Here is a 12,815-nt window from a genome sequence, read left to right as displayed (position 1 = left end):
CGTATGAATATCTCCGAACTTAGTATCAGAAGGCCCGTACTAGCCACTGTGCTCACCATTATCATCCTGCTTTTCGGACTGATTGGCTACACCACCCTGGGGGTACGTGAATACCCTTCGGTGGACAACCCCATCATCTCCGTGACCTGCAGCTATCCGGGAGCCAATGCAGAAGTAATTGAGAACCAGATTACAGAACCACTGGAACAGAACATCAACGGGATTCCGGGCATCCGTTCCCTGTCGAGTACCAGCCAGCAGGGACAATGCCGCATCACCGTAGAATTTGAACTGTCGGTCGACCTGGAAACGGCGGCCAATGATGTGCGCGACAAGGTGTCGCGTGCCCAGCGCTACCTGCCCCGCGACTGTGACCCTCCTACCGTATCCAAAGCCGACGCTGATGCCAGCCCCATCCTGATGGTAGCCATACAAAGTAATACGCGTTCCCTGCTGGAGCTGAGTGAGATTGCCGATCTGACTGTCAAGGAACAACTGCAAACCATTCCCGACGTGAGCAGCGTCTCCATTTGGGGAGAGAAACGTTATTCCATGCGTCTGTGGCTCGACCCGGTCAAAATGGCCGGCTACAGCATCACTCCAGTAGACGTGAAGAATGCCATCGACAAACAGAACCTGGAACTTCCGTCTGGAAGCATAGAAGGAAATACTGTGGAACTGACCCTGCGCACCATGGGACAAATGCATACGGCGAAGGAATTCAACAACATCATCCTGAAAGAACAAAACGGACAGGTGGTGCGCTTCAGTGACATCGGTTACGCGGAACTGGGACCGGCCGACCTGAAGAGCTACATGAAGATGAACGGGGTACCCATGGTGGGTGTCGTCGTCATTCCGCAACCGGGTGCCAACCACATCGACATTGCCGACGCCGTGTACGAACGCATGGAGCAGATGAAGAAAGACTTGCCCGACGACGTGGAATACACATACGGTTTCGACAACACCCGCTTTATCCGTGCCTCCATCGCAGAAGTGGAAAGTACCGTGTACGAGGCTTTCGCGCTGGTGATTATCATCATCTTCCTTTTCCTGCGCGACTGGCGTGTCACCTTGATTCCCTGTATCGTAATTCCGGTCTCCCTCATCGGAGCCTTCTTCGTGATGTATATCGCCGGATTCTCCATTAACGTACTTACCATGCTGGCCGTCGTCCTGTCGGTGGGACTGGTGGTCGACGATGCCATCGTGATGACCGAAAACATCTATATCCGTATTGAACGAGGCATGAAACCGTTTGAGGCTGGTATCGAGGGGGCTAAAGAAATTTTCTTTGCCGTGATTTCCACCACCATCACCCTGGCCGCCGTATTCATTCCGATTGTCTTCATGGAAGGAACCAGTGGACGCCTCTTCCGCGAATTCAGCTTCGTGGTGGCCGGCTCTGTCATCATCTCGGCCTTCTCGGCCCTGACCTTCACCCCGATGCTGGCTACCAAACTGTTGAAGCACCGGGAAAAGCAAAACTGGTTTTACCGGAAGACGGAGCCTTTCTTCGAAGGCATGAACCGCCTGTATGCCCGTAGCCTTCAGGCCTTTCTGCGCAAGCGTATCATCGCTATCCCGTTCATTCTGATTACGTTGGCCCTCATCGGTTACTTATGGAACCATATTCCAGCCGAGATGGCCCCACTGGAAGACCGCTCGCAAATCAACATCCGGACCAGTGCGGCAGAAGGAGCCAGCTATGAATACATCCGTGACTATACGGAAGAGATCAACACACTGGTCGACTCCATCGTACCGGATGCGGCCTTTGTCACGGCCCGCGTATCGAGTGGAAGCGGAAACATCCAGGTTACCCTGAAAGACATCAAGGAACGCGATTACACCCAGATGGAAGTAGCTGAAAAAATCTCCAAAGCCATCCGTACGCATACCAAGGCGCGTTCCTTCGTACAGCAGCAGTCTTCTTTCGGCGGACGAAGAGCCAGTATGCCGGTACAATATGTGCTTCAGGCGGTCAGCATCGAAAAGCTGCAGGAGGTATTGCCAGAGTTCCTAGCCCAAGTATACGATAACCCGACCTTCCAGATGGCCGACGTGGACCTGAAGTTCAGCAGTCCGGAAATGCGTGTCACAATCAACCGCGACAAGGCCGGCACCATGGGTGTGAGTGTACGCGACATCGGAGAAACCTTGCAATACGGGTTAAGCGGACAGCGCATGGGCTATTTCTACATGAATGGCAAGCAGTATGAGATTCTCGGACAAATCAACCGCCAGCAACGTAACCAACCGGCCAACATCAAGTCGATTTATATCCGGAACGACAAGGGAGAGATGATACAGCTGGACAACCTGGTGGAATTTGTGGAAGCTGTGGCACCGCCCAAACTGTATCATTATAACCGCTTCATCTCTGCGACCATTTCTGCGGGACTGGCCGAAGGCAAAACCATCGGCGACGGTCTGGACGAGATGGACAAGATTGCCGAAAAGGTACTGGACGACACGTTCCGCACAGCCTTGTCGGGCGACTCCAAGGAATATCGCGAAAGTTCCTCCAGCCTGATGTTCGCCTTCATCCTGGCCCTGATTTTGATTTACCTGATTCTTTCCGCACAGTTTGAAAGTTTCAAAGACCCGCTCATCATCATGCTCACCGTGCCGCTGGCCATCGCCGGTGCCCTGGTCTTCATGTGCTTTGGCGACATCACGATGAACATCTTCAGTCAGATTGGTATCATCATGCTGATTGGACTGGTGGCCAAGAACGGTATTCTGATTGTGGAATTTGCCAACCAGAAACAGGAGGCGGGCGAAGAAAAGATGCTGGCCATCCGCGATGCGGCCCTCCAGCGTCTGCGCCCTATTCTGATGACCAGTGCCTCTACCATCCTCGGCTTGTTGCCGCTGGCCTTCGCTTCGGGCGAAGGGGCCAACCAGCGCATCGCCATGGGAGTAGCTGTAGTGGGCGGTATGCTGGTCTCCACCTTCCTGACGATGTACATCGTACCGGCCATTTATTCTTATATATCGACTAACCGCGCTAAAAAAGAAAAGAAATGAGAAAACGGTCTATTTACTATGCACTTCTTTTACTGGGCCTGGGACTTCCGGCACAGGCCCAGTACACCTATACCTTGCAACAATGCCTGGAAGAAGGATTGGCCAACAACTATTCACTCCGCATCACCCGCAACGAAGAGCAGGTGAGTAAAAACAACGTCACCCTGGGAAATGCGGGCTACCTGCCTACGGTGGACCTGACAGCCGGCTATACCGGAAACGCAGACAACAGCAACAGCCAGTCGCGTGAAACGGGAGAAACCACCAAGCTCCGTGGCGTGTACGACCAAACCTTGGACGCAGGTATCAATTTGAACTGGACGATTTTCGACGGGTTCAACATCAGTACCACTTACAAGCAGCTGAAAGAGCTCGAACGACAGGGAGCCACCAACACCCGGATTGCCATCGAGGACTTCATCGCCACCCTCACGGCAGAATACTATAACTACATCCAACAGGAAATCCGGTTGAAGAATTTCCGCTATGCCGTGTCGCTGTCCCGGGAACGTCTGCGCATCGTGGAAGAACGCTACCACATCGGAAACTTCTCCCGGCTGGATTATCAGCAGGCCACCGTGGACTTCAATGCCGACCGGGCGCAGTATATCAAACAACGGGAACTGGTGCATACTTCCCGTATCAACCTGAACGAATTGATGGCCGCCAAAGATATGGACCGCCCGCTCAGTGTGAAAGACTCGGTGATTGATGTCAACGAAAACCTGGATTTCAACGCCTTGTGGGAGAGTACCCTACAAACCAACTCCAGTTTGCTGCAAGCAGACCAAAATACCGTACTGGCCCAGTTGGATTATAAAAAAGTATTGTCGCGCAACTATCCGTATGTACGGTTGAATGCCGGTTACGGTTATACCCTCAATAAATACGATGTCAATGCCACCCGCCAGCGCAGCAACTGGGGATTCAGCGGAGGTATCACCGTAGGATTCAACCTCTTCGACGGCAACCGGAAACGCGAGAAACGGAATGCCAGTCTGGCCATCCGCAACGCCCAGCTGGCCCGCGACGAACTGGAACAAGGACTCCGGGCCGACCTGAGTAACCTGTGGCAAGCCTACCGCAACAACATCCGCTTGCTGAACTTGGAACGCCAGAACCTGATTTCCGCCAAAGAGAACCACGAGATAGCCAAAGAACGCTACCTGCTGGGAGATTTGTCCGGAATCGAAATGCGTGAAGCACAGAAAAGTCTCCTCGATGCGGAAGAACGCATCCTTTCTGCGGAATATGATACGAAGATGTGTGAAATATCCCTGCTACAACTTAGCGGGAAGGTGACGCAATACCTGAAATAAAATGTTTCATAATTTTTTGTATCTTTGCCGCACAATTTACAAATACAATTACCATGGGGCTTTTTATTCGAAAAAGTATAGAGGCTTTACAAGCTGAAGCCAAGGAAACGGGAAGCGGCACCCTCAAACGGGTATTGGGGCCCGTCAGTCTGATAGCACTCGGAGTGGGAGTCATTATTGGAGCCGGCTTGTTTTCCATCACCGGAACCGTGGCGGCTTCTTACACCGGTCCGGCCATCACGCTTTCATTCATCATTGCCGCAATTGGCTGTTGCTTTGCGGGTCTCTGCTATGCAGAATTTGCATCGATGATTCCCGTATCGGGAAGTGCCTATACCTATTCATATGCTACCATGGGCGAACTCATCGCCTGGATTATCGGATGGGATTTGGTACTGGAATATACCGTAGCCGCCACCACCGTCAGTATCAGCTGGAGCCGCTATATGACCGTCTTCCTGCAGGGAGTAGGAATTGAACTTCCCCAGGCATTCACGGCCTGCCCGTGGGACGGAGGTATCGTGAACATCCCAGCCATGGTCATCGTAATACTCATGAGCCTGATTCTGATGCGGGGTACTGCCGGAAGTTCCTTTTTTAACGGACTGATTGTCTTCCTGAAGATTGCGGTGATTCTGATATTCGTGGTATTGGGCTGGCGCTTCATCCAAAGCGACAACTACATACCTTATATTCCGACTAATACCGGCACGTTGGGTGAGTTCGGCATTTCGGGTATTTTCCGAGGGGCCGCCATCGTCTTCTTTGCCTTTTTAGGGTTTGATGCGGTGAGTACCGCTGCTCAGGAGACCAAAAATCCGAAACGGGATATGCCTATCGGCATTTTAGTATCTCTGTTGGTGTGCACCATTTTATATATCCTCTTCGCCCATGTCATGACAGGAGTGGCACACTACACCGAATTCAGCGGACAAGTCGGGATTGCGCCGGTGGCCGTAGCCATTGAAAAAATGGGATACCCCGATGCCCAAGGTATCATCCAGCCCGTTTATCCGTGGCTGAACAAAGCTATCATCCTGGCTATTCTGTTCGGTTATTGCTCGGTCATCATGGTCACCCTGCTCGGACAAAGCCGTGTCTTCCTGAGCATGAGCCGCGACGGACTGCTTCCCCCGTTCTTTTCCAAAATCAACCCCCGTTTCCGAACACCGGTTCACAGCAATGCCCTTTTCATGGTCGTAGTCAGCTTGTTGGCCGGCTTCATTCCAGCACAGGTAGCGGGAGAGATGACCAGTATCGGTACATTGCTGGCCTTCACACTGGTCTGCGCCGCCATACTGGTTGTACGCAAGAGCATGCCCCACGTACACCGGGCCTTCAAAACCCCGTTCGTTCCCTTTGTCCCCATCATGGGCATCCTCACCTGCCTGTGTATGATGAGTTTCCTTCCCGCCGATACATGGATACGACTGGTGTTATGGATGCTCATCGGCCTGGACGTATATGCCTTCTACGGTATCCATCATAGCAAACTGGAACCCGGACAAAAACACCGGAAAGGTGACATGGTATTAAACCTTACAGGATTGATATTGTCTATTTTGAGCGTAGTGACGGGATTGTGGCACCAGCAGAGCGTAGGATGGGACGAGGACAAAACCCTGCTGACCATCTCCTTTGTCTTTGCCTTCACCCATTGTGCTTTCTATATGTGGCGCATCTGGAAACATCCGCACGATAACACAAACTTGTCAGACAAACCGATTGAGTCTTAAAAGAAGTTATAAAAAACAGGCAGGAACAGAAAAAACGAATAATAAACCACAAACGACATTTAAAAAAGCTGTTATTTTACAGCGATTTATACTATTATGGATAAAAATATATTATATACTGCCATTCAGGCCGCACTTGCCGCCGGAGCAGAAATCATGTCTGTATATACCGATCCGAATGCGGATTTTGAGATAGAGAAAAAAGCGGATAATTCTCCGCTGACCATTGCCGACCGCAAATCGCATGCCGTCATAGCACAAGCATTAGCCGGCACTCCCTACCCTTTGCTGAGCGAAGAGGGGGCCAAAATCGCACCCGAAGAAAGACAGCAATGGAAAGAGCTTTGGATTGTCGACCCATTGGACGGTACCAAAGAATTCATCAAGCGGAACGGTGAATTTACCGTCAACATTGCCTACGTAAAAGACGGTTGCCCGGAAGCGGGAGTCATTTATATCCCCGTCAAAAAAGAACTTTATTTTGCCGATACCACATTGGGAGCCTATAAAATCAATGAGATTACGGAAACCGGTTCATGCGCTTCATTGGATGCACTGATTGCGCATGCACAGCGTCTGCCGAATGCCCACCGTACAGACGATACATTCATCGTCGTGGCTTCCCGTTCACACCTGACTCCTGAAACAGAAGCTTATATCCACGAAATGCAGCAAAAGCATGCACAAGTGGAAACCATCTCCAAGGGAAGCTCCCTGAAGCTGTGCCTCATCGCAGAAGGAAATGCCGACGTATATCCCCGTTTTGCTCCCACCATGGAGTGGGATACGGCTGCCGGACATGCCATTATCCGTGCTTCCGGGAAGGAAGTGTATCAGGCAGGGAAAAAAGAGCCGCTACAATACAACAAAACAGACTTGCTGAACCCTTGGTTCATTGCAGAATAATCCAACGAACTTATGTCTATCGAGATTATTATCGTACTACTTTCACTTGTGGCCATGCTGACCGCGCTGATTATGGACAAGATGCGTCCGGGAATGATTCTGTTCTCGGTGGTGGTCATCTTTCTCTGCACCGGCATCCTCACCCCGAAAGAAATGCTGGAAGGCTTCAGCAACAAGGGGATGATTACCGTGGCCTTGCTGTTCCTGGTCAGTGAAGGTGTACGTCAGAGCGGAGCGCTGACCCAGCTCATCAAGAAGTTGCTTCCCCAGCAGACGACGTCCGTCTTCCGGGCACAGGCACGCATGCTGCCCAGCATCGCTTTCATATCCGCCTTCTTGAACAATACACCGGTGGTGGTCATATTTGCCCCCATCATCAAGCGGTGGGCCAACTATGTCAAGCTTCCGGCCACTTACTTCCTGATTCCACTATCGTATGTAACGATTCTCGGCGGTATCTGTACGCTGATTGGTACGTCTACCAACCTGGTGGTACACAGCATGATTCTTGATGCCGGGATGAAAGGCTTCAGCATGTTCGAACTGGGGAAAGTGGGAGTATTCATCGCCTTAGCAGGCATTATCTACCTGTTTCTGTTCTCCCAAAAACTGTTACCTGCCAACCGTCCGGACACGGCCAACGAGGAAGAAAACGACTCTTCACGGCATCTGGTAGAAGCCGTCATCGGTCCGCGTTTCCCGGGTATCAACAAGACGGTGAGCGAATTTGACTTCAAGCGTCATTATGGAGCGGAAGTGAAAGAACTCCGCCGTAGCGGACGTACCTATACCAACCTGAGCAAAGTCAGTTTTCGCGAAGGCGATACATTAGTAGTGCTGGCAGACGACAGCTTCATCCAGACATGGGGAGAATCTTCTGTCTTCCTGATGCTGGCCAACGGGAAAGAATACGAACCGGCCGGAAAGAAAAAACGCTGGTTCACCCTTTTCCTCCTCGTATTCATGATTGTAGGAGCTACCATCGGTGAACTGCCGGGCATTGAGAAATTCCTGCCCGAAGGCATCAAGCTGGATATGTTCTTTTTCGTATCCATCACTACGGTCATCATGGCCTGGACCAAGATATTCCCTCCACAGAAATATACCAAGTATATCTCCTGGGATATCCTGATTACCATTGCCTGCGCCTTTGCCATCAGCAAAGCCATGGAAAATTCCGGAGTGGCCGACTTGCTGGCCGGTTACATTATCAGCCTGAGCCATGACTACGGCCCTTATGTGTTGCTGGCCGTGCTGTTCATCATTACGAACATCTTTACGGAACTGATTACCAACAATGCGGCGGCGGCCCTGTCCTTCCCCATTGCCCTGTCACTGTCCACCCAGCTGGGAGTCAATCCCATGCCGTTCTTCGTGGTCATCTGCATGGCAGCCTCGGCCAGTTTCTCCACCCCTATCGGCTATCAGACCAACCTGATTGTACAAGGTATCGGAAACTACAAGTTCACCGATTTCGTCCGTATCGGACTGCCACTGAACATCATCACATTCCTGATATCGGTCTTTCTCATCCCGCTGATATGGCCGTTTTAAAACAGATTTAAACAGACATTACAATATGAACGATTCAAAAGCAACTCATATCTATCCGATATTCGACCGCATGCTAGGGCGTGCAGACAAGGAAGAGCTCCTTCACCAACACGGACTTATGATTTGGTTCACCGGGCTGAGCGGTTCGGGAAAAAGTACCATCGCCATCGCTTTGGAGCGTGAACTCCAACAGCGCGGGCTGCTGTGCCGTATCCTCGACGGAGACAACATCCGCAGCGGCATCAACAACAATTTGGGCTTCTCGGCCGAAGACCGGGTAGAGAATATCCGACGCATTGCCGAAGTGGGCAAGCTGTTTGTCGATACCGGTATCATTACGCTGGCGGCTTTCATCAGCCCCAATAACGAAATCCGCGAAATGGCCGCCCGCATCATCGGGAAAGACGATTTTCTGGAAATCTACGTCAGCACCCCGCTGGAAGAATGTGAGCGCCGCGATGTGAAAGGCCTGTACGCCAAGGCCCGCCGTGGAGAAATAAAGAACTTCACCGGCATTTCAGCCCCGTTCGAAGCACCGGCGCATCCCGCCCTTTCGCTCGACACCTCCAAGCTGTCACTCAAAGAATCCGTCGACCAGCTGCTCGACCTGATTCTCCCCAAAGTCACTAAAAAATAAATTATATATTAGCCATGCAAGAAGAATACAAATTGAGCCACCTGAAAGAACTCGAAGCCGAGTCCATTCACATCATCCGTGAAGTGGCTGCCGAATTTGAGAATCCGGTGATGCTCTACAGCATCGGGAAAGACTCATCCGTCATGGTCCGTCTGGCGGAAAAAGCCTTCGCTCCGGGAAAAGTTCCTTTTCCACTGATGCACATCGATTCCAAATGGAAATTTAAGGAAATGATTCAGTTCCGCGATGAATACGCTAAAAAATATGGCTGGAACCTGATTGTGGAAAGCAACATGGAAGCCTTCCGCGCAGGCGTAGGCCCCTTCACTCACGGAAGTAAGGTACACACCGACCTGATGAAAACCCAGGCCCTGCTGCACGCCCTCGACAAATACAAGTTCGACGCAGCCTTCGGAGGCGCACGCCGTGACGAGGAGAAATCACGTGCCAAGGAACGTATCTTCTCTTTCCGCAACGAGTTCCACCAGTGGGATCCCAAGAACCAGCGTCCGGAACTCTGGGACATCTACAATGCCCGCATCCGCAAAGGAGAAAGCATCCGTGTGTTCCCGTTGAGCAACTGGACCGAACTGGACATCTGGCAGTACATCCGTCTGGAAAATATCCCCATCGTACCGCTGTATTTCGCCAAGGAACGTCCGGTGGTCAACATCGACGGACAGCTGATTATGCCCGATGACGACCGTCTGCCGGAAAAATACCGCGACAAGATTGAAATGAAGAAAATCCGTTTCCGTACCCTGGGATGCTGGCCGCTGACAGGCGCCATTGAAAGCGAAGCCGACACCATCGAAAAAATTGTGGAGGAAATGATGACCACCACCAAGAGTGAACGCACGACCCGTGTCATCGACTTCGACCAGGAAGCCAGTATGGAACAAAAGAAACGTGAAGGATATTTTTAATTACGCAACGACATGGAACATTTAGATAAAAGCAAATCAGGCAACCCGATGGAAGGAGAAGCCAGAGGCAAGATGTCTATCGAGGAATTCCTGAAAAAAGACGAACAGAAAGATCTGCTCCGTTTCCTGACCGCAGGTTCAGTCGACGACGGAAAGTCCACCCTCATCGGACGCCTGCTGTTCGACAGTAAGAAATTGTATGAAGACCAGCTCGATGCCCTGGAACGCGACAGCAAGCGTATGGGTAATGCTGGCGAACACATCGACTATGCCCTGCTGCTCGACGGACTGAAAGCCGAACGTGAACAAGGTATCACCATTGACGTGGCTTACCGTTATTTCTCGACCAACAACCGTAAGTTCATCATTGCCGACACTCCGGGACACGAACAATATACCCGCAACATGATTACCGGCGGTTCGACTGCCAACCTGGCCGTCATCCTGGTAGATGCCCGTACCGGCGTCATCACCCAGACCCGCCGTCATACCTATCTGGTATCCTTGCTGGGTATTAAGCACGTGGTACTGGCCGTCAACAAGATGGACCTGGTAGACTATTCGAAGGAAGTGTTCGACAAGATTGTAGCCGACTACATGGCCTTCATCACTCCGCTGGGTATCCCCGACGTACAGTGCATTCCGCTGTCAGCCTTGGAAGGCGACAACGTGGTAGAAAAATCCGACCGTACGCCGTGGTATGAAGGACCGGCTCTGCTGGAATTCCTGGAAACCGTCCACATCGGCAACGACCATAACCTGAAAGACTTCCGCTATCCGGTGCAGTACGTACTCCGTCCGAATCTCGACTTCCGTGGTTTCTGCGGAAAGGTAGCTTCCGGCGTGGTACACAAAGGTGATGAGGTAGTAGCCCTTCCTTCCGGCAAGCGTTCGCACATCAAGAGCATCGTGACCTACGACGGAGAACTCGACTATGCCTTCCCGCCGATGTCTGTCACCCTAACCCTGGAAGACGAAATCGACGTATCCCGTGGTGAAATGCTGGTACACCCCGACAACATGCCGATGATCGGGCGTAACTTCGAGGCCATGCTGGTATGGATGGACGAAGAAAAGATGGACATGGAAAAATCTTTCTTTCTGAAACAGACCACTAACACCAGCCGTACCCGCGTAGACAGCATCAAGTATAAGGTAGACATCAACACCATGGAACACCTGTCTGTGGAAAACGGACGCCTGACCAAGGAAGATGTGCCCATGCAGCTCAACCAGATTGCCCATGTGGTACTGACTTCTTCCAAGGAACTGTTCTTCGACCCTTATACCAAAAACAAAGCTACGGGTGCCTTCATCCTGATTGACCCGATTACCAACAACACCAGTGCCGTGGGAATGATTATCAACCAGGTGGCCGACAAAGACATGCACAACCAGATGGAACTGCCTGTCCTCAACCTGCCGAAACTGGGCATCGGTCCGGAACACTACGAAGCCATCGAACGTGCCGTAAAGGAACTGGAACGTCAGGGTATCGCCATTGAATTAATAGTTAAAAATTAAAAGTTAAAATCGACAAGCTGAGTTTCTCAGTTGCCAATTATCAATTAAAGAAATGGGACTACTTGAATTTAACAAACTCCCCATCAATACCCTTGTGGGAGCCGACTGGAAGACTTTCAACCAGATTACTGCCGGACGTACCATCGACCCGGCATACAAAGGCAAATACCGCCTGACCAAGGCCGTCTGCCGTCTGTTATCCACACTGGCTCCTTTACAGGACAAACGGTATAAAAAACTGCTGGCCGACAAGCCCCTGGAACACGACCCTGTGTTCATCCTCGGACATTGGCGCAGCGGAACCACCTTCATGCACAACGTGTTCTCCTGCGACAAGCATTTTGGCTACAACACCACCTATCAGACGGTGTTTCCGCACCTGATGATGTGGGGACAGCCCTTCTTCAAAAAGAACATGAGCTGGCTGATGCCGGACAAACGTCCGACCGACAACATGGAGCTGGCCGTCGACCTTCCGCAGGAAGAAGAGTTTGCCCTGGCCAACATGATGCCCTACACGTACTACAACTTCTGGTTCCTGCCGAAATATATGCAGGAATATGCCGACAAGTACCTGTTGTTTGATGACATCAGTGACGCCGAACTGAAAGTGTTTGAGGAAACCTTCACCAAACTGATCAAGATTTCCTTGTGGAACACCCACGGCACGCAGTTCCTCAGCAAGAACCCGCCGCACACCGGACGTGTGAAAGAGCTGGTGAAGATGTTCCCGAACGCCAAGTTCATCTACCTGATGCGTAATCCGTACACGGTATTTGAATCGACCCGCAGCTTCTTCACCAACACCATCCAGCCGTTGAAATTGCAGGACATCAGCAACGAAGAACTGCAGACCAACATCCTTTCTGTCTACGCCAAGCTGTATCACAAGTACGAGGCCGACAAGAAGTTCATTCCGGAAGGTAACCTGGTGGAAGTCCGTTTTGAAGATTACGAGAAAAACGCCTTCGATATGACGCAGGAGATTTACCAGAAGTTGCAAATCCCCGGCTTTGACGAAGCCCGTGCCGACATCGAAGCGTACGTCAACAAAAAGAAAGGGTACAAGAAAAACAAATACCAATACAAGCCCGAGACCGTCGAACTGGTTGAAAAGAACTGGTCATTCGCTTTGGAGCAGTGGGGGTATAAATTGTAAACTTATCAAACTATACTA

9 protein-coding genes are annotated in these 12,815 nt (G+C 51.2%); all 9 read left to right on the top strand.

Annotation, left to right across the window (positions count from 1 at the left end; all coding sequences use genetic code 11):
• Window positions 1–3: 3 nt before the first annotated feature.
• The 9 genes from OIM59_RS00370 to OIM59_RS00330 all read left to right on the top strand — a co-directional run bounded on the left by OIM59_RS00370 (window position 4) and on the right by OIM59_RS00330 (window position 12,797).
• A complete protein-coding gene (locus tag OIM59_RS00370; RefSeq protein WP_303894206.1) occupies window positions 4–3,036 on the top strand; it encodes an efflux RND transporter permease subunit in 3,033 nt (1,010 codons plus the stop codon).
• Entirely contained in the window at window positions 3,033–4,355 is a 1,323-nt protein-coding gene (locus OIM59_RS00365) for a TolC family protein (protein ID WP_299170352.1), read from the top strand. The genes OIM59_RS00370 and OIM59_RS00365 overlap by 4 nt, the downstream gene beginning before the upstream one ends.
• Before the next feature lie 53 nt (window positions 4,356–4,408).
• Window positions 4,409–6,091 carry an amino acid permease gene (locus OIM59_RS00360; protein ID WP_299170354.1) on the top strand — a complete coding sequence of 561 codons (1,683 nt, stop codon included), beginning with the start codon at window positions 4,409–4,411 and terminating at the stop codon, window positions 6,089–6,091.
• A gap of 96 nt (window positions 6,092–6,187) precedes the next feature.
• A complete protein-coding gene (cysQ, locus tag OIM59_RS00355) occupies window positions 6,188–6,997 on the top strand; it encodes a 3'(2'),5'-bisphosphate nucleotidase CysQ (protein WP_299170356.1) in 810 nt (269 codons plus the stop codon).
• 12 nt (window positions 6,998–7,009) lie between these two features.
• The gene (locus OIM59_RS00350; RefSeq protein ID WP_299170358.1) at window positions 7,010–8,551 is read left to right on the top strand and encodes an SLC13 family permease; all 1,542 of its coding nucleotides are present in this window, start codon (window positions 7,010–7,012) and stop codon (window positions 8,549–8,551) included.
• A 25-nt stretch (window positions 8,552–8,576) separates the two neighbouring features.
• The gene (gene cysC, locus OIM59_RS00345; RefSeq protein ID WP_177865688.1) at window positions 8,577–9,188 is read left to right on the top strand and encodes an adenylyl-sulfate kinase; all 612 of its coding nucleotides are present in this window, start codon (window positions 8,577–8,579) and stop codon (window positions 9,186–9,188) included.
• A gap of 14 nt (window positions 9,189–9,202) precedes the next feature.
• Window positions 9,203–10,114 (top strand): sulfate adenylyltransferase subunit CysD, encoded by a 912-nt coding sequence (gene cysD / locus OIM59_RS00340; RefSeq protein WP_072541623.1) that lies wholly within the window; start codon window positions 9,203–9,205, stop codon window positions 10,112–10,114.
• Window positions 10,115–10,126: 12 nt separating this feature from the next.
• Window positions 10,127–11,638, top strand: coding sequence for a sulfate adenylyltransferase subunit CysN (cysN, locus tag OIM59_RS00335; RefSeq protein WP_148329771.1), 1,512 nt, complete (start codon window positions 10,127–10,129; stop codon window positions 11,636–11,638).
• Between the two features lie 52 nt (window positions 11,639–11,690).
• Window positions 11,691–12,797: a sulfotransferase gene (locus OIM59_RS00330; protein ID WP_299170365.1), complete on the top strand. Its 1,107-nt coding sequence runs from the start codon at window positions 11,691–11,693 to the stop codon at window positions 12,795–12,797.
• The last annotated feature ends 18 nt before the right edge of the window (window positions 12,798–12,815 follow it).

This window comes from Bacteroides mediterraneensis (assembly GCF_025993685.1).
GTDB lineage: Bacteria > Bacteroidota > Bacteroidia > Bacteroidales > Bacteroidaceae > Phocaeicola > Phocaeicola mediterraneensis_A.
This window is presented reverse-complemented; position numbering and strand designations above follow the sequence as displayed.